Origin of the sequence: Mesorhizobium sp. M0991, from assembly GCF_040318915.1 — a bacterium.
In the GTDB taxonomy this organism is placed as follows: domain Bacteria; phylum Pseudomonadota; class Alphaproteobacteria; order Rhizobiales; family Rhizobiaceae; genus Mesorhizobium.
Map to the genome: position 1 here is coordinate 193646 of NZ_JAMYNE010000004.1, position 22522 is coordinate 216167.

General features: G+C 64.3%; 20 protein-coding genes and 1 tRNA gene. 6 read left to right on the forward strand and 15 right to left on the reverse strand.

Annotation, left to right across the window (positions count from 1 at the left end; genetic code table 11):
• The first annotated feature begins 61 nt into the window (after positions 1–61).
• From NKH70_RS08590 to NKH70_RS08600, 3 genes are all read left to right on the forward strand, one after another.
• Positions 62–1612, forward strand: a complete 1551-nt coding sequence (locus tag NKH70_RS08590) for a cation:proton antiporter (RefSeq protein WP_353025089.1) — start codon at positions 62–64, stop codon at positions 1610–1612.
• A gap of 89 nt (positions 1613–1701) precedes the next feature.
• Positions 1702–2616, forward strand: coding sequence for an endonuclease/exonuclease/phosphatase family protein (locus NKH70_RS08595; RefSeq protein ID WP_353025091.1), 915 nt, complete (start codon positions 1702–1704; stop codon positions 2614–2616).
• A 7-nt stretch (positions 2617–2623) separates the two neighbouring features.
• Positions 2624–3469 (forward strand): EamA family transporter, encoded by an 846-nt coding sequence (locus NKH70_RS08600; RefSeq protein ID WP_352465875.1) that lies wholly within the window; start codon positions 2624–2626, stop codon positions 3467–3469.
• Here NKH70_RS08600 and NKH70_RS08605 read toward each other — a convergent pair whose 3' ends face one another.
• The 13 genes from NKH70_RS08605 to NKH70_RS08665 all read right to left on the reverse strand — a co-directional run bounded on the left by NKH70_RS08605 (position 3470) and on the right by NKH70_RS08665 (position 18184).
• Entirely contained in the window at positions 3470–3781 is a 312-nt protein-coding gene (locus NKH70_RS08605) for a Dabb family protein (RefSeq protein WP_352910721.1), read from the reverse strand.
• A gap of 10 nt (positions 3782–3791) precedes the next feature.
• Positions 3792–5420, reverse strand: a complete 1629-nt coding sequence (locus tag NKH70_RS08610) for a GMC family oxidoreductase (RefSeq protein ID WP_352713590.1) — start codon at positions 5418–5420, stop codon at positions 3792–3794.
• Positions 5421–5466: 46 nt separating this feature from the next.
• Entirely contained in the window at positions 5467–6228 is a 762-nt protein-coding gene (locus NKH70_RS08615; protein WP_353025094.1) for a 3-ketoacyl-ACP reductase, read from the reverse strand.
• On the reverse strand, positions 6225–7739 hold the full coding sequence (locus NKH70_RS08620) for an FAD-dependent oxidoreductase (protein WP_352713584.1): 1515 nt from the start codon (positions 7737–7739) through the stop codon (positions 6225–6227). Before NKH70_RS08620 ends, NKH70_RS08615 begins: the two co-directional genes overlap by 4 nt.
• Before the next feature lie 5 nt (positions 7740–7744).
• On the reverse strand, positions 7745–8860 hold the full coding sequence (locus tag NKH70_RS08625; protein ID WP_352713581.1) for an ABC transporter ATP-binding protein: 1116 nt from the start codon (positions 8858–8860) through the stop codon (positions 7745–7747).
• 4 nt (positions 8861–8864) lie between these two features.
• On the reverse strand, positions 8865–9809 hold the full coding sequence (locus NKH70_RS08630; RefSeq protein ID WP_352713578.1) for a carbohydrate ABC transporter permease: 945 nt from the start codon (positions 9807–9809) through the stop codon (positions 8865–8867).
• On the reverse strand, positions 9806–10765 hold the full coding sequence (locus tag NKH70_RS08635) for a carbohydrate ABC transporter permease (protein ID WP_352713576.1): 960 nt from the start codon (positions 10763–10765) through the stop codon (positions 9806–9808). Before NKH70_RS08635 ends, NKH70_RS08630 begins: the two co-directional genes overlap by 4 nt.
• 143 nt (positions 10766–10908) lie before the next feature.
• Positions 10909–12162: an ABC transporter substrate-binding protein gene (locus NKH70_RS08640; protein ID WP_352713573.1), complete on the reverse strand. Its 1254-nt coding sequence runs from the start codon at positions 12160–12162 to the stop codon at positions 10909–10911.
• Positions 12163–12221: 59 nt separating this feature from the next.
• Complete coding sequence (locus NKH70_RS08645; protein ID WP_352910728.1) at positions 12222–13733, reverse strand: aldehyde dehydrogenase family protein; 1512 nt, start codon at positions 13731–13733, stop codon at positions 12222–12224.
• A 15-nt stretch (positions 13734–13748) separates the two neighbouring features.
• On the reverse strand, positions 13749–14525 hold the full coding sequence (locus NKH70_RS08650) for an enoyl-CoA hydratase/isomerase family protein (protein WP_353025096.1): 777 nt from the start codon (positions 14523–14525) through the stop codon (positions 13749–13751).
• A complete protein-coding gene (locus tag NKH70_RS08655; RefSeq protein WP_352713564.1) occupies positions 14518–16119 on the reverse strand; it encodes an acyl CoA:acetate/3-ketoacid CoA transferase in 1602 nt (533 codons plus the stop codon). The genes NKH70_RS08650 and NKH70_RS08655 overlap by 8 nt, the downstream gene beginning before the upstream one ends.
• Positions 16116–17132 carry a Gfo/Idh/MocA family protein gene (locus NKH70_RS08660; protein ID WP_353025097.1) on the reverse strand — a complete coding sequence of 339 codons (1017 nt, stop codon included), beginning with the start codon at positions 17130–17132 and terminating at the stop codon, positions 16116–16118. The genes NKH70_RS08655 and NKH70_RS08660 overlap by 4 nt, the downstream gene beginning before the upstream one ends.
• Positions 17129–18184 carry a LacI family DNA-binding transcriptional regulator gene (locus tag NKH70_RS08665; RefSeq protein ID WP_352465863.1) on the reverse strand — a complete coding sequence of 352 codons (1056 nt, stop codon included), beginning with the start codon at positions 18182–18184 and terminating at the stop codon, positions 17129–17131. Before NKH70_RS08665 ends, NKH70_RS08660 begins: the two co-directional genes overlap by 4 nt.
• Before the next feature lie 242 nt (positions 18185–18426).
• On the opposite strand from NKH70_RS08665, the gene NKH70_RS08670 reads away from it, so the two are divergent.
• Both NKH70_RS08670 and fcl read left to right on the forward strand, forming a co-directional pair.
• Complete coding sequence (locus tag NKH70_RS08670) at positions 18427–19581, forward strand: dihydrodipicolinate synthase family protein (RefSeq protein WP_352713558.1); 1155 nt, start codon at positions 18427–18429, stop codon at positions 19579–19581.
• 162 nt (positions 19582–19743) lie between these two features.
• Positions 19744–20706, forward strand: coding sequence for a GDP-L-fucose synthase (fcl, locus tag NKH70_RS08675; protein ID WP_352713556.1), 963 nt, complete (start codon positions 19744–19746; stop codon positions 20704–20706).
• 92 nt (positions 20707–20798) lie between these two features.
• On the opposite strand, the gene NKH70_RS08680 is transcribed toward fcl, so the two are convergent.
• Together NKH70_RS08680 and cpdR are read right to left on the reverse strand one after the other, a co-directional pair.
• Positions 20799–20873 (reverse strand) — tRNA-Val (locus tag NKH70_RS08680).
• Between the two features lie 104 nt (positions 20874–20977).
• Entirely contained in the window at positions 20978–21340 is a 363-nt protein-coding gene (gene cpdR / locus NKH70_RS08685) for a cell cycle two-component system response regulator CpdR (RefSeq protein ID WP_006199474.1), read from the reverse strand.
• Positions 21341–21479: 139 nt separating this feature from the next.
• Between cpdR and NKH70_RS08690 the strand changes: the two genes are divergently transcribed.
• A complete protein-coding gene (locus NKH70_RS08690; RefSeq protein WP_352713553.1) occupies positions 21480–22436 on the forward strand; it encodes an N-formylglutamate amidohydrolase in 957 nt (318 codons plus the stop codon).
• Positions 22437–22522: the final 86 nt, after the last annotated feature.

Here is a 22522-nt window from a genome sequence, read left to right on the forward strand (position 1 = left end):
CAGCCAAAGCCGTGGCCGTTTTTGCAGTGCCAATCGCCCGGCTTCACCGCTACGATAGGACATGGCGCTTTTTGAACTCACCCTTGTCCTGCTTCTCATCGCGGTCGCCCTGACCGCGCTGTCGCGGCGTCTGCAGATTCCCTATCCGTCATTGCTGGCGCTGGCCGGCGCCGGTATCGCCTTCCTGCCGTTTGCACCGACCATCGAGATCGACCCGGAACTGGCACTCGCTCTGTTCATCGCGCCGGTTCTGCTCGACGCGGCCTACGACACGTCGCTGCGCGATCTCAACCGCTACAAGGTTTCGCTCATCCTGCTGGCGCTTGGCGCCGTCATCTTCACCACCGTGACGGTCGCGCTGGTCGGCTGGACGATGGCAGGCCTGCCCATTGCCGCCGCCATAGCGCTTGGCGCGATCGTAGCGCCGCCCGATGCCGTGGCAGCCGCGGCCGTACTCGGACAATTCAAGGTGCCGCACCGCATCACCGCCATCCTGGAAGGCGAGAGCCTTCTCAACGACGCCACGGCGCTGTTGATCTACAGGATGTCGGTTTCCGCAGCCGCCGGCTCCATCCTGTTGAGCAGTGCCGTTCCAATGATCCTGCTGTCGACGGTCGGCAGCCTTGCCGCAGGCTATGTGCTCGGCCGGTTGTCTCTCGCGATACTCGGCCGCATCGACGATCCGGCGAGCGGCACAGTGGTTCAATTCGCCTCAACCTTCGGTGTCTGGATCCTGGCCGACAGGATAGGGCTTTCCGCCATCATCACGATCGTCGTCTATGCCATGACGATCGCACGTACGTCGCCGCGCCGCATGCCGGCAAGGAATCGTGTCAGCTCCTACTCGGTCTGGGAGACGGCGGTGTTCGTGCTCAACGTCCTGGCCTTCGTCCTGATGGGCCTGCAAGCGCGATCGATCGTCGGCCGACTTGCCGAACAAGGGCAAAGCGAGGCGTTCGTCTTTGCCCTGGCCGTGCTGGCCGTCGTCATCGTATCGCGGCTTGTCTGGGTGCTGGGCTGCGGCGCGATCCTCAGACAGCTGGCACGTCTGGGCGACGAGGACAGGCGGAAGGACGCACCGACATTCCGCGGCGGCGTGCTCATCGGCTGGTGCGGCATGCGCGGCCTGGTGACGCTTGCGGCAGCCTTCGCCTTGCCGGCCGACTTTCCGGGCCGTGATCCGATCGTGCTCGCCGCTTTCACGGTCGTGCTCGGCACATTGGTGCTGCAAGGCGTCAGCCTGAAACCGTTGCTGCTTCTGCTCAATCTCGACCTCGACCGGACGGTCGACCGGGAGGTGGCGCAGGCGCGCGTCGCCATCATGCAGGCGGCGCTCGACGTGCTCAGCGGCAAGACATCGAGCGCGGCAGGGGCGGTGCGAGAGCAATATGCCGCCCAGCGCGCCATCGCCGAAAACCCGGAGAATGCCCAGGCGGCGACCGAGTATGACAGACTGCGTCTTTATGCCATCAAGAGCCAGCGCGATGCGCTGGAGCGCTTGCGCATCGACGGAACGATCGGCGACGCGGCCTACCACCGCCTCGAGGAAGAGATCGACTGGTCGGAACTGGCAGCATCCCCGCCCGGTCGGTTCCAGCCGCTGACCACTTAGCATCTGGCCCAAGCTGCCTCTGTCCGGCTGCACATTGCAACCAATCCAGCGAACGGCTACTGCCAGCAAGAAATTGAGCCGGATAAGCAATGAAGCTGGTCAGCTATAACATCCAGTACGGCTTCGGCAGCGATGGCCGCTACGACCTGGCGCGCTGTGCCAATGTCCTGGCCGGTGCCGACATTATCGCCTTGCAGGAAGTGGAGCGGCACTGGCGGCGCAGCAACGAGGACGACCAGCCGGAACTTCTTTCGCAATTGCTGCCCGACTACCATTGGGTCTACGGTCCGGCCTTCGACATGGATGCCAGCGAGCGGCGTGACGGCCGCGTCGCCAACCGGCGGCGGCAATTCGGCACCATGGTTCTGTCGAAGCTGCCGATCGTCTGGTCGCGGCTGCATACGCTGCCGCTCAGGCGCACGCTGCGTCCGCTCAACACCCGCAACGCGGCACTCGAATGCATGATCCGCACCCCTGCCGGCCCGGTGCGGGTGCTGTCGCTGCATCTCGCGCATATCGCCGCCGAGGAGCGGCTGGAGCAGATCGAATACCTGCTCGCCGAGCATCGCCGTACGCCCTCCGAGGGCGGGCCATGGAGCGGCGCCGACGACGAGCCGGCGCGCAACTGGAGCAATGGCGAACAGGAGCCGGAAAACCCCGTGGCGGCGATCTGGATGGGCGACTTCAACATGGAGCCGGGCAGCGCCGAGTACCGGCGCATCGTCGGCAGCACGCCCTATCATCGCGGTGCCGCCTATCTCGACGGTTTTGTCGATGCCGCCGCCGTCGCCAGCGAACCGACGTCGGACTTTCATACCCATGTGAAGACCATCGACGGCAGGATCGCAAGGCGCCGGCTTGACCATTGCTTCGTCGGCGGCATGTTTGCGGGGCGCGTGCGCTCGGTCAGCGCCGATATCGGCCAAATCGCCTCCGACCATTTTCCGCTCTGGGTGGATATCGACCTGGAGACGCCGATCGCCATCGGAACGGGCGGCGGATGAACCGACGATGAGCCTGTTTGTCTTTTTCGCGGTGCTCGCCGCCGCTTCCATGCATGCGATCTGGAACGCGCTGGTCAAGGTCCATCTCGACCGTTTCCTGTCGATCACGCTGATGACGCTCGGCATGGGTGCCGCGGCGCTGGTGACGTTGCCCTTTGTCGAGGTGCCGAAGCCGGAAGTGTGGCCGTACATCCTCGCCTCGGTTGTCTTCCACATGGGCTACAGGACGTTCCTGATCGGCGCCTACAAGGCCGGCGATTTCGCCCAGACCTATCCTCTGGCGCGCGGCACCGCGCCGTTGCTGGCCGCTTTGGGGGGCATTGTGGTGGTTGCCGAGATGCCGGCGCCGCTCGCCATCGTCGGCATCCTCTTGTTGTCGGCGGGCACGCTGGTGCTGTCGTTTCGCGGCGGCGCGCATCTGGAGAAATTGAACCTGCGCGCCGTCGGCTTCGCGCTGGGCACATCGATCTTCATCGCCAGCTACACGCTGTCGGACGGCAGCGGCGCGCGGCTGGCCGCCACCGCGTCGAGTTATGCGGCCTGGCTGTTCGTCTGCGATGCGCTGTGGGCGCTGGTGCTGTGCGTCGTCTTTCGCGGCCCACAGGCGCTGCCGGTGCTGGCGCGCGACTGGAAGGCGGGAATCTATACCGGCGTGCTCAGCGGCGGCGCCTACTGGATCGTCATGTGGGCGATGACCAAGGCGCCGATCGCCTCGGTGGCGTCGCTGCGAGAAACATCGATCCTGTTCGCCATGATGATCTCGGTGTTCGCACTCGGCGAGAAGATGACGGCATGGCGAGGTGCCGCGGTGCTTAGCATCGTCGCCGGCGTTGTTGCGCTGAGAATGGGATAGTCACACGATCTCCAGGTCGAACACCATCAGCCCGTCGATGCCGCCTTCGAGCGCCGCGACCAGTCTTGCGCCGGCTCGCTGATGCGCTTCATGCTCGAGATAGCCATCGCGTGCCGCAGCGTCGCGAAAGTCGATGGTGAAGCCGTGTGTGAAGCCGCGAGCGAAGGGTTCCGGGCTGGTATTGGCGCTGAATTCGACCTTGCCCATGCCGTCGATCACCGACCGCAACGCTTCGAGATCGGCATGGATTGCCGCGCGCTCGGCGTTGGCGACATCGTCGCGGAATCTGACGAAGACACAGTGCCTGATCATTCCTTGTCCTTCATGCCGCTCGGTTGGTGGAAAACACTGCCGGCGGCAGCGGCTCGCGGCCAAGGATCAGATCGGCGCCCTTTTCGCCGACCATGATCGTCGGCGCATTGGTGTTGGAGGAGGGGATGCGCGGCATCACCGAGGCGTCGCAGACGCGCAGGCCCTCGATACCGCGCAGCCTGAGATCGGGCGTCACCACGCTCATCGCATCGTGGCCCATGCGGCAGGTGCCGACCGGGTGGTGGTCGGTCTTGGAACTGCGGCAGGCGTAGTCGAACAACTCGTCGCCGCTCTGCAGGTCAGGTCCCGGCAGTACCTCGCGCAGCACATAGGGCTGCAGCGCCTTCTGCCGCATGATCTCGCGCGCCAGCCTCAGCCCCTTGATCGACATGTCGCGGTCATAGGGATCGGACCAATAGTTCGGATCGATCAGCGGGCGGTCGGCCGGGTCGGCACTGTTCAGCCGCACCGTGCCGCGCGAGCGCGGGCGCAGGAAGGCCGAGTTCAATGTCACGCCCGGATTGTTCAACTTCTCGACGCCGGCCTCGATGCCGGAGCCGAGGCCGAGATGCAGCTGGATGTCGGGAGAGGCGGCGGTCGGATCGGCGTACCAGAAGCCGCCAGTCTCAAACAGGCTGGAAGCCACCGGGCCTTTCTTCAGGAGCAGATACTGCAGGCCGGCCCAAGCCGTCCAGTGCAGCTTGGCGTAGTTGTCGTAGGTGTGATCGCCGGTGCATTCGGCGATGACGAACAGGTCGAGATGATCCTGCAGGTTGGAGCCGACGCCGCGCAGATCGTGCACCGGTGTGACGCCGACCGCCTTCAGATGGTCGGCCGGGCCGATGCCCGACTGCATCAGAAGCTTCGGCGAGCCGATGGCGCCGGACGAGACGATCACCTCGCGCTCGGCGCGCAGGATCGTTGGCTGGCCGCCCGGCCTGTCGACGATCTCGACGCCGATGGCGCGGCCCTTGTCGACGACGATGCGCGTCACCAGAACGCCGGTCCTGACGGTGAGATTCTTGCGCTCGCGGATCGGCCGGAGATAGGCGACCGAGGCGGAGGAGCGCTTCGCGTCCTTCTGCGTCAGCTGATAGTAACCGACGCCCTCCTGGGCTACCCCGTTGAAGTCGGGATTGAAGGGCATGCCCATCTCTTGTCCCGCGCGAAAATAGGCCTCGCAGATCGGCAGCGGCGCGATCGGGTTCGACACGCCGAGCGGGCCCTGGTCGCCGTGAAAATCGTTGGCATAGCGTTGGTTGTTCTCGGCGCGCTTGAAATAGGGCAGCACGTCACGATAGCCCCAGCCGGCAAGGCCTTCTTCCTTCTCCCAGGCATCGTAGTCGCGGGCGTTGCCGCGCGTGTAGATCTGGGCGTTGATCGACGAGCCGCCGCCTATCACCTTGGCCTGCGTGTATCGGAAGACGCGGTCGTTCATGTGCTTTTGCGGCACCGTCGACCAGCCCCAGGCGGCGATGCCCTTGGTCATCTTGGCAAAACCGGCCGGCATATGGATCAGCGGATGCCAGTCCTTGCCGCCGGCTTCGAGCAGCAGCACCTGATGCGACGGATCTTCGCTCAGCCGGTTGGCGAGTACGCAGCCGGCCGGGCCGGCGCCAACGATTATGTAGTCGGTCATGGGATGTAGCCAGTCATGGGATGTAGTCCGTCATGGCGTCACCTGTTCATAGCCTCGGCACCGACAGCGCGCCGTCGACATTGATGACCGAGCCGGTCGAAAAGCCGAGCCTGCCACCGGCGAGCGCCGCCACGGCGGCACCGATATCTTCGCTCTCGCCCCAGCGCATCGCCGGCACCAACCCGCCGTCGATCAGCCCGTCATATTTGGCGGTGACACTTGCGGTCATGTCGGTGCGGATGATGCCCGGCCGCACCTCGAACACGGCGATGTTTTCGGTGGCAAGCCGCAGCGCCAGGTTCTTCACCCACATCGAAAGCCCGGCCTTGGAAATGCAGTAATCGGCACGTTCCGGCGAGGCCATGGCGGCGCTGACCGAGGTGATGGTGATGATCGATCTCGCACCATCGCTCGGCAGGCCGAGCATCGCTTTGGCAACGGCCTGGCCGAGGAATACGGTGCCGCGCAGATTGATGCCGAGCACCCGGTCGAAATTTTCCGGCTTGAGCTCGAGCAGGTCGCCGCGCAGGACGGCGCCGATGCCGGCATTGTTGACCAGGCAGTCGATGCGGCCGAAGGCATTCAATGCAGCATCGACAAGTGCCGCATGGCCGCCGAGATCGGCGATGTCGCTGCTGGCATAGGCGAATTTCGCGCCGCGCCCGGTGATGTCGGCGGCGAGCCCGTCGGCGGCTTCGTCGGCAAGGTCGGCGACGAGGATGTCGAAGCCGGAATCTGCGAGCGCTTCGGCGCAGGCAAGGCCGATGCCGCGCGCGCCGCCGGTGACGATCGCTGCCGGGCGGCTCATGTTGCAAGCTCCGTCTTGCGGATATGATCGGCGACGCGCAGCGCCTGTGCGGCGATCGACAGAGCCGGATTGACGGCGGCCGAATTCGGCAGGAAGCCGGCATCGACGACGAACAAATTGCTGTGGTCGAAGGAGCGGCAGAACGGGTCGAGCGGCGAGGTCGCCGGATCGTTGCCCATCTTCACCGTGCCGCACTGATGCGAGGGCGTGCGCTTGTCGAACGGCCGCGACAGGACGATCGGATAGCCGCAGGCGCGGAAATTCTCGCGCATCACCTTGGTCAGTCCGTCGAGCGACTGCATGTTGGAGCGCCGCCACTGCATGACGATGTCCTTGCCGTCGACCATGATGCGGCTCTCGGGATCGGGCAGGTCTTCGCACATCAGATACCAGTCGACGGCGTGGCCGGCCATGAAATCGAGCGCGAATTTGGGCGCGCGCCTGACATTGGCCTTGAGGATGTTGCCGTCGATCTTGCCGAGGAGCTGGACGTTGCCGAGCGGCTTGCCGCCCTTGCCGTCGGACAGATAATAATCGTTCAGCATCAGCGTCTTCTGGTAGACGGATTTGTTCCGGCGGCGTGGATCGATCGCCAGCATGGCGCTCGAATTGTGGTTCATGAAGTTGCGGCCGACCTGGTCGGAGCGGTTGGCCAGGCCTTTGCCACCGCCTTTGCCCTCAGGGGTGGGCGAGCGCAGCAGGATGGCGGCGGAATTGACCGCGCCGGCCGATAGGATGACCAGTTTCGGCGCGACTTTCTTCAGCGTACCGTTCTGTCGATAATGGACGGCGGCGATTGTCCTCGCATCCGGCGATGCCTCGAGATGTTCGACATGGGCGCCGGTCTCGAGCTTGATGTTCTGGTCGGCAAGTGCGGCGGCCAGCGGTCCCGTTTGGGCGTCGACCTTGCCGGCGCCTGTGTTGGGAAACGCGTCCCACGGCGTGCTGCCGTCCTTCAGCCAGGCTTCGATGTCGACGCCGAGCGGCAGCGATGCCGGGTGCAGGCCTAGGCTCCTGAGCTCGGCGCGCGCTCGCGCGATCGGCGGCTCGTCGGGCACCGGCCCGAAAGGGTAGGGCATCGAGTGGAACGGCTCGGTCGGGTCTTCGCCGAGTGCACCGCGCACGCGGAAAAGCTGCTCGGCCCTGGAATACCAGGGTTCGAATTCCTCATAGGAAAACGGCCAGGCCGGCGAGATGCCGCCATAGTGCTCCATCTCCGAAAAGTCTTGCCCGCGGTAGCGGATCAGCACGGCGCCGTAGAATTTCGAATTGCCGCCGACATAGTAGTAATTGCCCGGGTTGAAAGGCGCTCCGCCGGCCTCGAGCCACATCTCCTTCGGCCGATAGTGACCATCGACGAAGATAGCTCGCGTGTCGCGTGAGTGCGGCGTTGCCGGCAGTGGTTCGCCACGCTCCAGCATCAGGATCGAGGCGCCACTGCCGGCAAGGCCGGAGGCGATCGTGGCGCCGCCAATGCCGGAGCCGATAATGACTATGTCGGGATTTGTCATAGCCGTCAGACAATGCGTTTCTCGGTCGCCGGATCGAAGAACACCGCCTTGGTCAGGTTGAAGGCGAGCGGGGTGACCGTGCCGGGCTGGATGTTGGCATCGGCGCGCAGCCGCGCCACCACCGCCTTGCCGCCGAGATTGGTGACCGCGAACGTATCCGAACCGGCCGGCTCGATGACCTCGATGTGACAGTCGGCGCGGGCGATGTTCGAGGCGTTGCGTTCGGCGCCCTCTGGATCGGTCAGTGCTTCCGGGCGGACGCCGAAGATGATCGGTTTGCCCTGGAATGCCGAAAGACCGACCGGCGCATTGGCCAGCGGCAACGAAATCGGCTGGCGCGCCTCGCGCTCCATGACGACGGAGAAGCCGCTGCCGTTGCTGCCGATCGTCGCCGGGATCAGGTTCATCGCCGGCGAGCCCATGAAGTCGGCAACAAACAGGTTGGTCGGATTGTTATAGATTTCGGCCGGCGTGCCGAATTGCTGCACCTCGCCGTCGCGCATCACCGCGATCTTGGTGGCCAGCGTCATCGCCTCGATCTGGTCGTGCGTGACGTAGACGATGGTGGTGCCGGTGGTGGCGTGCAGGCGCTTGATCTCGATGCGCATGTCGACGCGCAGCTTGGCATCGAGGTTCGACAAAGGCTCGTCGAACAGGAACAGCTTGGGATCGCGCACCAGCGCCCGGCCCATGGCGACGCGCTGGCGCTGGCCGCCGGAAAGCTGGCTTGGCTTGCGCTTCAGCAAATGGCCGATCTGCAGGACCTTCGCCACCTTGTCGATCGCCTTCTGGCGCTCGCCGACCGGCACGCCGCGCATCTCCATGCCGAAGGCAATATTCCCGGCGACCGTCATGTTCGGATAGAGCGCGTAGCTCTGGAAGACCATCGCGATGTCGCGCTTGGAGGGGTGGAGATCGTTGATCGTGCGTCCGTCTACACGGATTTCGCCTTCGGTGATGGTTTCCAGGCCGGCAATGGTGTTGAGCAGCGTGGACTTGCCGCAACCGGACGGCCCGACCAGCACGAGGAAGCCGCCCTTTTCGAGATCGAGGTCGATGCCTTTCAGGATCTCGACCGATCCGAAACGCTTCTTCAACCCGTCAATTTCCAGAAAAGCCATCCGATTATCCTTTGACGGCGCCGGCCATCAGGCCGCGCACGAAATAGCGGCCGGCGAGCACATAGACGAGGAGCGTCGGCAGCGCGGCGATCATCGCCGCCGCCATGTTGACGTTGTATTCGACGACGCCGGTCGAGGTGTTGACGACGTTGTTCAGCGCCACCGTCATCGGCATGACGTCGCCTGAGCCGGCATAGGCGGAGGCGAAGAGGAAATCGTTCCAGATGTTGGTGAACTGGTAGATGACCGTCACCACGATGATCGGCAGCGAGTTGGGCAGCATGATGCGCCGGAAGATCTGGAAGAAGCTGGCGCCGTCGATCTGCGCCGCCTTCACCAATTCGTTCGGAAACGCCTCGTAATAATTGCGGAAGAACAGGGTGGTGAAGCCGATGCCGTAGACGACGTGGACGAATACCAGGTTCACCGTCGGATTGCCGAAGCCGAAGGTGAGGCCGGTCGCGTTCTGCAGCTTGACGCCGAACCGGCCGAGGCTGCCGAGGATCGTTGCCATGGGCAAGAGGACGGACTGGAACGGGATAAAGCAGGCAAACAGCATCAGCCCGAATACCAGCGTCGCCCCGCGAAAGCGCCACTTCGTCAGCACATAGCCGTTGAGTGCGCCGAGCAGGGTCGAGATGACGACGGCCGGAACCACCATCTTGATCGAATTCCAGAAATAACCCTTCATGCCGACGCAGGTGAGACCCGAGCAAACTTCGCTCCATGCCCTTATCCAGGGTGCGAAGGTCGGCGCCTGCGGCAGCGCCAGCATGTTGCCGTTCTGGATTTCGTCCATGGTCTTGAACGAGGTCACCAGCATGACGAACAGCGGCATCAGGTAGAACAGCGCGAACAGCGCCAGCAGCCCGTAAATGACGATACGGTTGACCGTCCTGGCGCTGATACCGCCAGTGCTCTGGCGAGCAGGAGTGGCTATAGCGCTCATCGCGGCTTCTCCCGAAGCTCGGAATAGAGATAGGGAACGATGATCGCGGTGATGGTCATCAGCATGATCACGGCGCTGGCCGAGCCGACGGCCATCTCGTTGCGCTTGAAGGTGTACTCATACATGAAATTGGACGGCAGCCAGGCCGAACCGCCCGGCCCGCCGCTGGTCAGCGCGACGACCAGATCGTAGGACTTGATGGCGAGATGCGCGAGCACGATCAAGGCCGAGAGAAAGATCGGCCGCAGCAGCGGGATAACGATGCGGCGGTAGAGCTGGAAGGTGGTGGCGCCGTCGATCTGCGCCGCCTTCAGGATCTCGCCGTCAATGCCGCGCAGGCCGGCCAGGAACATCGCCATGATGAAGCCCGACGCCTGCCAGACGCCGGCGATGACCACCGTGTAGATGACAAAATCCTTGTTCTTGATCCAGTCGAAATGGAAGCTCGTCCAGCCCCATTGGTGCAGCGTCTGCTCGAGGCCGAGGCCGGGGTCGAGAAACCATTTCCAGGCAACGCCGGTGACGATGAACGACAGTGCCATCGGGTAGAGATAGATCGGCCGCAGCACACCTTCGCCGCGGATCTTCTGGTCGAGCAGGATCGCCAGGAACAGGCCGAGCGCCAGACAGATGGAAATGTAGAGGAAGCCGAAAATCCCCATATTGGTGATCGACGTGTACCAGCTGGACGGCGGGTCGCTTTCGAAGGTCCAGCGCCAGAGCCGCTGATAGGCGCGTGGCCCGGTGATCGCATAGGACGGGAAGGTCTTGGAATTGGTGAAGGACAGATAGATCGTCCACAGGATGAAGCCGTAGACGAAGACGACGGTGGCGGCAAAGCTTGGCGCCAGCACGAGCTTCGGCAGCGCGTCCTGAAGGCGCGAGCGCACCGAGGCGCCCGGACGGGCACCGTGCTCCGGCGTCAGCGTGATACTGGTTTCAGCAACTGTGCTCATCTGTCCATTCCGTATCGCGGGTCCGGAATTCTGTCGTCGCGGCCTCTGCGGCACGAAAGCGTGCCGGTCGGCGCAACCGCAAACCCCACCGCAGAGGACTCTCCCCGGCTTGCGCCGGGGAGATCATTCACATCGGCGGGCGCTTACTTGGCGTCTTCGATCGCGCTGACCAGTTGGGTCACGGCCTCGTCCGAGGTCTTGATCTGGCCGTGGACGAATTTCGAGACGACATCCTTGTAGGCGTTGGCAACCGCCGGAGGCGCGCCATAGCCCTGCGCCAGAGAGCCGAACAGCGTGCCGCCTTCATTGGCGGCCTTCAGGTCAGCCATGCCCTTCTTGCCGCAAGCGTCGAAATCGGTATCCGGCACGTCGGTGCGGGCCGGAACAGAGCCCTTCACGACGTTGAAGGCCGACTGGAAGCTCTTCGACAGCGTGGCGGTGGCCAGGGCGATCTGGGCGGCCTTGCGGTCCTCCGGAACGTTGAACATGCCGAACATGTCGGAGTTGTAGACGACGCTGCCGTCGGTGCCGGGGAAGCGGTAGCACAGGAAGTCGGTGCCCGGGACCTTCTTGGCGGCGTTGAATTCGCCCTTGGCCCAGTCACCCATCACCTGCACCAGCGCATCGCCCTTGATGACCATGGCGGTGGCGAGGTTCCAGTCCCGGCCCGAGAAGTTCGGGTCGACATAGGTGACGAGCTTGGCGAGATTGTCGAACGACTTCTTCATCGTGTCGGACTTCAGCGACTCCTCGTCGAGGTCGTTGAAGGCCTTCTTGTAGAACTCAGGCCCGCCCGTCGACAGCACGACCGAGTCGAACATGGTCGCTTCCTGCCAGTTCTGGCCGCCCAGCGCGAGCGGGACGACGCCCGCCGCCTTGGCCTTGTCGAGCAACGCGATGAAGTCGTCGAAGGTCTTGGGCTCGGTGCCGCCGATCTTGTCCATCACCGCCTTGTTGATCCACAGCCAGTTGACCGAGTGGACGTTGACCGGAGCCGCGACCCACTTGCCGTCATAGACGGAGAATTTCTGCAGGGCCGCGGGAACGGACTTGTCCCAGCCTTCCTTTATCGCCGTCTCGGTCAGATCGCCCATGACGCCGGCTGCGGCATAGTCGAGCACGGTGTAGCCAAGCATTTGCGAGGCGGTCGGGTAGTTGCCGGCCGCCACCATCGCCTTCAGCGCGGTCATGGCGGCGTCGCCGCCGCCGCCGGCCACCGGCACGTCCTTCCAGGCAAAGCCTTCCTTGGCCAGATCCTGCTTGAGCACGTTCAGAGCGGCAGCTTCACCGCCCGACGTCCACCAATGCAGCATCTGGACTTCCTTGACGTCCTCGGCATGGGCCGCGAACGCAACGCCTGATGCGAGAGCCGTCCCGATAAGCAGTTTGCGCAACATGTACTTCCTCCCTTGTTGAACCTACACGACCGGCGGATGCCCGCCGGGTTCTTCCCAACTCAGCCGACCCACCATCCGGTGCGCTGGCCGCGATGAAACTGGATTGTCTTTTCCTCGGTATAATCCTCGACGGCGCGCTTGCCGAGTTCGCGTCCGAGACCGGACTGCTTGTAGCCGCCGAAAGGCAGTTCGGGGTAACCCTCCATGAACGTGTTCACCCAAACGGTTCCCGAACGCACATTCCGCGCCACCGACATGCAGGTATCGATGCTGGCGCTCCACACGCCCGCCGACAGACCATAGGGCGTGTTGTTGGCGATGTGCAACGCCCTTTCAATCGACTCAAAAGTCAGCACCGAGAGCACCGGCCCGAACACTTCCTCGCGCGCAATGGCCATGTCTTCGGTGACGTCGCCAACGATGGTCGGATCAAGATACTGGCCGGCGCTCGAAGCAAGCTGCTTGCCGCCGCAATAGATCCGGCTGCCGCCGCTCTCCGCTGCCGTCACGTAGCCGGTAACCTTGGCCACATGGTCGGTGGAGATCATCGCGCCGACCTTGGTGCGGTCGTCGAGCGGGTCACCGACAGTCACCTTGGCGGTGAGTGCTTTGACGGCGCCGAGGAACTCGCCGGCGATCGCCTCATGGACGATCAGCCGGCTGCCGGCATTGCAGCATTCGCCGGCATTGAAGAAGCCGCCGAAAACCGCCGCGTCGGCGGCGGCCTCGAGGTCGGCGTCGGGAAAGACGATCTGGCCGTTCTTGCCGCCGAGCTCCATCGCGACTTTTTTCAGCGAGTTGGCGGCAGACGCCATGGTCATCTTGCCGACGCGGGTGGAGCCGGTGAACGACACCATCTCGACCAGCGGATGGCTGACCATCGGTGCGCCGACATCGGCGCCCAGCCCGGCAAGGATGTTGACGACGCCATCCGGCAGGCCGGCCTGCATCAGGATCTCGCCGAGTACGAAAGTCGAGGCCGAGGTCATCTCGCTCGGCTTGACCACTGCCGTGCAGCCGGCGGCGAGCGCGAAGGGCAGCTTCTGGCTGACGATCAGGAAGGGAAAATTCCACGGCGTGATGATCGAGACGACGCCGATCGGTTCGCGCAGCACGACGCCGAGCATGGCGTCGCCGAGATTGGCGTAGCTTTCGCCGTGAAGCGTCCGCGCAAGTGCCGCGGCATAGCGCCAGATGTCGACGGCGCCGCCGATCTCGCCGCGCGCCTGGGCAATCGGCTTGCCGGATTCCAGTGCGTCGAGCCGGGCAATCTCGTCCAGCCGCGCCTCGATCAGGTCAGCCGTCCTGAGCAGGATCGCGGCGCGCTCGGCGGCCTTCATGCGCGGCCACGGGCCGGTCTCGAAGGCCTTGTGCGCGGCCTGTACCGCCGCCTCCACGTCCGCCGCGCCGGCCTGTGCATAGCGCGAGACGGTGAAGCCGTGGCCGGGGCTGCTGCGCTCCAGTGTGCGGCCGTCCTGGGCGTCGATGAACTTGCCGCCGATCAGCAGCCGGTAGCTTTTCGGCGCTGCGGCTGCCTCGGCGGGCATGGCGATGTTGAGAGGTGCGTTCATGTGAGTTTCAGGTTCCTAAGATCTTGAGAACGCCGGCTTCTGCTTGGCCTTGAAAGCCTCGACGCCGGCCCTGAGATCGCTTGTCAGCGCGATGAAGCCGCTGGCCAGCGCTTCGGTCGCGGCAGCACTCTCTTCGCCCTCGGCGATGGCAATCATCAGCTTGGCGGCTTCGGTCGCGAGCGGCCCGCGCTCGGCGATCTTGCCGGCCCAGGCCTTGGCTTCGGCGAACGCCTTACCGGTCTCGACCACCCGGTCGACAATCCCCAGAGCAAGAGCCTCGGTCGCCAGAAACACCTCGCCGCCGAGCGCCATCCGCCGCACCGCCTGCGCACCGAAGCGGCGCACGGCGCGCTGTGTGCCGGACCAGCCGGGAACGACACCGATCGAGGTCTCCGGGAACCCAAGCTTCACCTGCGTTTCCGCCACGCGAAAGTCGCAAGCCGCCGCCAGTTCCAGCCCACCACCCAGCGCATGGCCGGCAAGAATGGCGATCGTCGGCTGCCGCAGCCGCGCCAGCCGATCAAAGATGCGGTGGCCGTAGCGAACCCATTGCACCTGGAAATCGGCGGCGCTCATTTCTGCCCATGCCTCGACGTCGCCGCCGGCGCAAAAGCCCTTGCCTTCGCCGCAGATCAGCACGACGCGGACGCCGTCCGCCGCCTCGGCCTCATCGAGTGCTGCTTCCAGCGCCCGCAGCATCGGAATGTCGAGGGCGTTGAATTTCTCCGGCCGGCGCAGCGTGACAATGCCGATGGCGCCGTCGGTTTCAAAGGTGACGAGGCGCTCAGCCATGGGCGCCTCCAAGCGAGGCGCCGCCATTGAGCGACAGGCCGATCGGCCGGTCCCTGTAGAGCGCATCCGGCGTCACTTTGAGATCGTTGGCTACGGCGAGCGGGATCTCGGCCTGCGCCAGCACATCGCGCTCCAGGTCGATGCCCGGCGCCAGCTCCGTCACCATCAGCCCTGCTGGCGTCAGCTTCATCACGCAGCGCTCGGTGACATAGGTGATATCCTGTCCCTGCGCGACGGCACGCTTGCCCGAGAAGGAGATATGCTCAACCTCGCCGACGACTTTCTTGACCTTGCCCTCCTGGTCGATGCGGATGCCGCCATCAGCAAGCGACAGCTTGGCGCCGGCATTGAAGAAACCTGAAAAGACGATCTTCTTCGCCCGCGCGGTGATGTCGACGAAGCCGCCGGCGCCGGCGGTGACGTGGGGCCGCGCCGAAAGCTTCGACACGTTGACAGAACCATGGCGGTCGATCTGCAGGAAGGACAGCAGCGAGGCGTCGAAGCCGCCGGCCTGGAAATAGATGAACTGGTGCGGCGAGGGCATGAAGGCGTCGGCGTTCGACGAGCAGCCGAACTTGAAGTCGAGCAGCGGCACGCCGCCGACCGCGCCCTGTTCGATGACCCAGGTGACCTTGCCGTGCTGGCCTTCCTCGAGCAGGATCCGCGGCACATTGGCCGAGATGCCGAAGCCGATATTGACCGCCATGTCGTCGGCAAGCTCCATGGCGACGCGGCGCGCAATGACCTTCTGGACGTTCATCTCGGCGTTGCGGAAGCTCGACAACGGCCGGAAGATCTCGCCGGAGATGGCCGGATCGTAGGGCGTCAGCGTCGTCTGCAACTGGTCGGGCGCCACCACGATATGGTCGACCAGCACGCCGGGCACGCGCACATCGTGCGGTTTCAGCGTGCCGTTCTCGACGACGCGCTTGACCTGCGCGATGACGATGCCGCCATTGTTGCGGGCGGCGAGCGCCTGTTCGAGGCCGCCGAGATAGGCACCCTCATGCTCATAGGTGAGGTTGCCGCGCTCGTCGGCCGTGGTGGCGCGGATGATCGCGACCTGCGGCACGATCGAGCGAAAATAGAGCCACTCCTCGCCGTCGAACTGCTGCACCGAAACGATCGGCTCGCTGGCGGCCGCGTTCATCGCGCAACCCTGATGGCGCGGGTCGGCAAAGGTATCGAGCCCGACCTTGGTCAGCACGCCGGGGCGCTTGGCGGCGGCCTCGCGATGCATGTCGAACAGGATGCCGGACGGCACGTTATAGGCGGCGACCGAATTGTCGCCGATCATCTTCCAGATCTGCGGCGGCTCGGAAGATGACGGCCCGGATGGATAGGAGCCGCACAAAGTGCGCTTCAACAGGCCGGGCTTGGCTAGATGGTCGATGCCCTTGATGCCGTACATGTCACCGGCGGCGATCGGGTGCAGCGTCGTGATGTCCTTGGGATGGCCTTCGGCGTCGAAGCGCTCGCCGATGGCGGCAAGCACTGCATCCGGGCAGCCGAGGCCGCTCGACGACGATACGGAAACGACCATGCCATCCCTGATCAGGCCGGCGGCCTCAGCCGCGGAGACGAGCTTGCTCACGCAGCACCCCCGAGCTTCGAGTCGATGGCGACGGCCTTGCCGGACTTGGCCGATTGCAATGCCGCCTCGGCTGCGGTCAACGACCAGACGCCGTCCTCGCCGGTGGCGGACGGCTGGCCCTCGCCACGTATCGCCGCGTGGAATTGGCGCAGCGAACGGGCATAGAGGTCTTCGCGGTCGAAGCTCAATTCCTCCTCGCCCTGTGCCGTTCGCAGCAACACCGAGCCGACCGGCTTCTGCGTCATCACATCCTTGCCGATCAGCGAGCCTTCGCTGCCATGCACCTCGAAGCCGGTGCCGGCGAATTTGGTGGTGAAGCCCTCATGCGATTGGGCAATGACCCCCGATCCGAAGCGCCAGAGGCACATGGCGCCGTCTTCCAGCCCGCCGGCGGCCATGCCGGCCGATTGCGTGAATGCCGAGATCTCGACCGGATCGTCGCCGAGCACGAAGCGCAGCGTGTCGGCATCGTGCACGGTGATGTCGAGCACCACGCCGCCGCCGGCGTCCGGCCTGGTGATGCGCCAGCCCTGCAGGTTTTCCGGCAGATAGACGGAGTGGAAGACGCGCGCAGCGATCGGCCTGCCGATGCGGCCGGCAGCGATCGCTTCGCGCATCGCCCGATGCGAGCCGGCATTGCGCAGATGGTGGTTGGTGCCGAGCACGACGCCGGCGGCCCTGGCGGCGGCGACCATCTTGCGCGCGTCGGCGCTGGTCAGCGCCAGCGGCTTTTCGCACAGCACATGCTTTCCCGCCTCGATGGCGGCGAGTGCCTGTTCGAGATGCAATTCGTTGGTGGTCGAGATGTAGACGGCGTCGATATCGGATTTGAGCAGGGCGTCCAGCGTCGAGACCGCCGCCTGAATACGGTTTTCGCTGGCATAGGCGGTGGCGCGCTTCGGGCTGGAGCTCATCACTGCGGCGATTTCGCCGTCCGGCTGCGCGCGGATGGCGCCGATCATGAACTGTCTTGCGATCGTGCTGGCGCCGATCAGCCCCCAACTGACGGTCATGCCGCGTCTCCCATTCCTGCGCAGCCATGCTCCTTGCGATCGGGGCCGCAGCTTTCCCTGACCACGAGGTTGACGGCGCCGATATGATCCTCGGCGCGCGTGGTGCGCGATTGGATCATCTTCAGCACGACATGGGCGGCGCGCTCGCCGAGGCCGGCGGTGTTCACCGACACGCTGGTCAGCGCCGGCATATAGTGCTCGGCCTCGGCCACGTCGTCGAAGCCGACGACGGCAAAGTCCGCGCCGGGTTCCAGGCCGCGCTTGCGCAGCGCCAGCAAGACGCCGAAGGCGACCGCATCGTTGAAGCAAAGGGCTGCAGTCGGCGGCGCGGCCATGGCGAGCGCGGTTTCCAGGCAGGCAATGCCGCCCTTGCGGCTGGTTTCGCCCTCGAAGACCAGCCTGTCGGCCGGTGCGATGCCGAGCGCTTCACAGGCCTCGCGAAAGCCGCCCAGCCGCTCGTGATAGACGACAAGGTCGGACGAGCCGCCGAAGAAGGCCAGCCGGCGGTGGCCCTTACCGATCAGATGGGCGGTGGCGAGATAGGCGCCGCGATGATTGTCGGGTGTGATCACCGGGATGCGGCTTTCGGGAAGGCGGCGCATGACGAAGACGACCGGAACGCCCGCGGTCTCAAGGCGGCGGAACGCGCCAGGCGTGGTGCCGCGCGCCGGCGACACGACGAGCCCGGCGACACCCTGCTCCATCAGTGATTTCAAAACCTCTTCCTGGCGCACCGGGTTTTCAGCGGTATTGGCGATGAAGGGCACGACGCCGGCCGACTGGAAGACGCGCTCCATGCCGACCGCCAGTTCGGCGAAAAACGGATTGGTGAGATCGTTGATGACCATGCCGATGACATTGGAATGGGCCTTGCGCAGATTGGCGGCGCCGCGGTTGTAGACATAGCCGACATCCTCGATCGCCTTGCGCACCTTCAGCGCGGTTTCAGGCCGGATCAGCCCGCTACCTTGCAGCACCAGCGATACCGTCGATTTGGACACGCCCGCCTCACGGGCGATGTCGAGTATCGTTGCCTTGGCCCGGCTGGCCATCCAGATCTGTCCTCCCGGTGGTTTCTTGTGCGATTTATTGGAACGATCTAATCCCTGCGGCGCATTTGAGTCAATCGCGTTTTTTCGAACCGGAGAAAAATGCGGCTCAATAGGCGCAATCCTCCAGCAAGTACGGCTTTCACCTGCTGCGATGCAGCAATTTGACCGGCGCGACGAAGGGCGGCAAAGTATCTTGATTTATTGGAACGTTCCATTTAATAGGCGCTGGGAAGGAGAGAGCCATGGACATCACCTTGCCCGGGGAAGGCGGCGGCCGTATCCGCTACCGGCTTGTCGGCCAGCCGGTGCAGCCTGTGGCCGGCGCGCGGTTCTCGCGCATCGCCTACGCCGCCGCCCATGTCGTTGCCGATCCCCTCGCCATGACCGATCCGTGGTCGAGGCCCGCGGTCGACTGGGACAAGACAATGGCGTTTCGCCGTCACCTTTGGCGGCTCGGCTTTCGCGTCGCCGAAGCGATGGACACCTCGCAGCGCGGCATGGGTTTCGACTGGGCAAATGCCAAGGAATTGATCCGCCGCTCCATTATCGAGGCGCGCAGCGTCGAGGGCGCCGATCTCGCGTCAGGCGCCGGCACCGACCATCTGGCGCCGGGGGCCGCGAGCACGCTCGACGATGTCATCGCGGCCTATGAGGAGCAGTTCGGCTTCATCGAAGGGCTTGGCGGCAAGGCGATCATGATGGCCAGCCGGGCGCTGGCGGCGATCGCCAAAAGCCCCGACGACTATGTCAGCGTCTACGACCGCATCCTGTCCCAGGCATCCGGCAAGGTCATCCTGCACTGGCTGGGTGACATGTTCGACCCGGCGCTGAAAGGCTACTGGGGCAGCAGCGATTTCGAAACCGCGCTCGAGACGGTGATCGCGATCATCGAACGCCATGCCGGCAAGGTCGAAGGCATAAAGATATCGCTGCTCGACGCCGGCAAGGAGATCGCGCTCAGGGACCGGCTGCCCGAGGGCGTGGTGATGTTCACCGGCGACGACTTCAACTACCCCGAGCTGATCGCCGGCGACGGCGACAGACATTCGCACGCGCTGCTCGGCATTTTCGATACCATCGCGCCGGTCGCCAATGCGGCGCTGGCAAAGCTGGCCGACGGCGACCGCGCCGGCTATGACGCGCTGATGGCGCCGACAGTGCCGCTGTCGCGCAAGATCTTCGAGGCGCCGACCGAATACTACAAGGCCGGCATTGTCTTCATGGCCTGGCTGAACGGCCATCAGGACCATTTTTCGATGGTCGGCGGCATGCAGTCGGCGCGCGGCATACGTCACTATGCCGATGTCTTTCGCCTTGCCGACCAGGCAGGATTGCTGGCCGAGCCGGAGCTTGCCATTGCCAGAATGACAAGCCTCTGCGCGGTAGCGGGCGTCTGATCGCAAGACATTGCAGCGTCCAATCTGCAAGCCCGGTTTCGGGTGGCTTTGCGATTTGGCTTGTCTGGGCAAATCTGTATGCGGTATGCGTCCAACAGAGAAGCCGATCCGGCGCTCTGCCGGCCAACCGGCAAAGCTGCCGTTCTGCATTGGGATAAGCTGATGACCTTCGACCTTCGGGGCAAGCGCGTTTTCGTGGCCGGACATCGCGGCATGGTCGGCTCGGCCATCCTGCGCCGATTGGCCGACGAGGATTGCGAGGTTCTGACCGCCTCGCGCGCCGAGCTCGATCTTCTCGACCAGGCCGGCGTGCGGCGCTGGATGGCCGACCGCAAGCCGGATGCAGTGGTGATGGCGGCGGCCAAGGTCGGCGGTATCCTGGCCAACAACAGGCTTCCCGTCGATTTTCTGCAGGACAATCTCGTCATGCAGAACAATGTCATCGACAGCGCCTTCCGCAACGAGGTGCAGAAGCTGCTGTTTCTCGGCTCGTCCTGCATCTATCCCAAATTCGCGGCGCAGCCGATCTCCGAGGACGCCTTGCTGACCGGCCCGCTCGAACCTACCAACGAATGGTATGCGATCGCCAAGATCGCCGGACTGAAACTGTGCCAGGCCTATCGGCGCCAATACGGTGTCGACTACATCTCGGCTATGCCGACCAATCTCTACGGCCCGGGCGATAATTTCGACCTCAATTCAAGCCATGTCGTGCCGGCCCTGATGCGCAAGGCGCACGAGGCCAGGCGCGCCGGCCGCAAGAGCCTGGAGGTGTGGGGATCGGGCACGCCGATGCGTGAATTCCTGCATGTCGACGACGCCGCCGACGCCCTGGTCTGGCTGCTGAAGAATTATTCGGGCGACAGCCACATCAATGTCGGCTCTGGGGAAGACATCACCATTGCCGATCTTGCCCGCACCATCGTGTCGGTCGCCGGCGCCGATGCGACGATCACATTCGATGCGACGAAGCCGGACGGCACGCCGCGCAAGCTGATGGACGTGTCGCGTCTGTTCGCCACCGGCTGGCGCCCGCGCTATTCGCTGCGCAGCGGATTGGAACAGACCTATGCCTGGTTTCTTGAGCACGTCGAGACCGGCGATCTGCGCCTCGGCGCAGCCTGAGGCCGGTATTGGCGAGCTCGGCATCAGGACTGGATGAGGGCGAGAACGTCAGCCGATGAAAATACCGACGGCCAAGTGAGGGATTATCTGGATGGTGGGCGTGACAGGGATTGAACCTGTGACCCCTGCAATGTCAATGCAGTGCTCTCCCGCTGAGCTACACGCCCATCCGAAGCCGCGCATACACCATTTTTGGTTCGGCACGTCAATAGCGGGAAAAGGGAAAGAATGGCTGGCTTGCCGGGCCGGTCAAGACGCGACAAAAAGCGCGTCAGGCGGCTTGCAGCATCTTTTCGACCTCGTTGACGAGGTCGCGCAGGTGGAACGGCTTCGATAGCACCTTGGCGTCTTTCGGCGCCTTGGAATCAGGGTTCAGCGCGACGGCGGCGAAGCCGGTGATGAACATCACCTTGAGGTCGGGATCGATCTCGGTGGCGCGGCGGGCGAGCTCGATGCCATCCATCTCGGGCATGACGATGTCGGTCAAAAGCAGCGAAAAAGGTTCCTCGCGCAGCCGCTCATAGGCACTGGCGCCATTGTCGAAATCGCTGACCTGATAACCGGCGCGCTCCAGCGCCTTGACGAGGAACCGGCGCATGTCGTCGTCGTCTTCCGCCAGCAGAATGCGTGCCATCTTGTCCCGTCCGAATCACCCAACCGACAATGCCGTGCGGCAAGCCCGTTAACCATGCTGTATATGAGGAGGTGACGGTAAACATCAAGTGAACGTTGGCCGCACAATCCTGATTTGGCTGGCACTTCGGCGGCTGGACATGCGGACGGCGAGGTGGCACTTTCCTTATCATGATGCATTGGTATTTCTGGGTTCGTTCAAATTGAAAACGGCAGCCGAGGATTTTTCGGTCGTTCCACCCTTCGAAATCCGATCGGGCGCCGAACAGCGCGTTCCCTTCCTCTTCAACTCGCCGCATAGCGGCCGCTACTATCCGGACCGGTTCATGGCTATGGCCAAGCTGGACCGCAACGCCATCCGCCGCTCCGAGGACTGCTATGTCGAGGAATTGTTCGGCGGTGCCGTCGCGCTCGGGGCGCCGATGCTGGCGGCAAACTTCCCGCGCGCCTATCTAGACGTCAACCGGGAGCCGTGGGAACTCGACCCGCGCATGTTTGCCGAACCGGTGCCGTCATTCTGCAACATCCGCTCGGCGCGGGTGGCCGGCGGGCTCGGCACCGTGCCCAAGCTGGTCGGCGAGGGGCTCGACATCTATTCCGGCCGCTTGCCGCTGGCGGAAGCCGTGGCGCGCATCGAAGCGGTCTACAAGCCCTATCACGAGACGCTGAAACGGCTTTTGACCAGAACCCATGCGCGCTTCGGCTACGCCGTGCTGATTGACTGCCACTCGATGCCGGCAAGCATACGGGTCGGCGACAGCGGATTGCGTCCGGATTTCATTGTCGGCGACCGGTTCGGCATTTCCGCCACGGCGGCGTTGACCGAGACGGCGATCGGCCTGCTCACCGGCATGGGCTACAGCGTCGCCCACAACAAGCCCTATGCCGGAGGCTTCATTACCGAGCACTATGGCCGCCCCGTGCGCCATCTGCATGCGCTGCAGATCGAGGTCAATCGCGGGCTCTACATGAATGAGCGGACGTTCCAGAGATCGGCTGGTTTCGACGCCCTGGCCGGCGATCTGGCGCGGTTTTCGGCCGAACTGATGGCGATGCCCGATCACAATTTCATGGATCTACCGCTGGCTGCCGAATAGCGCCGGAATCGCGGTACTCGCCGCTTATGCGGCAGCGTAAAAAAAGACCGCATCGTTTGCACGACACGGTCGAAGTCTAGGGAGGA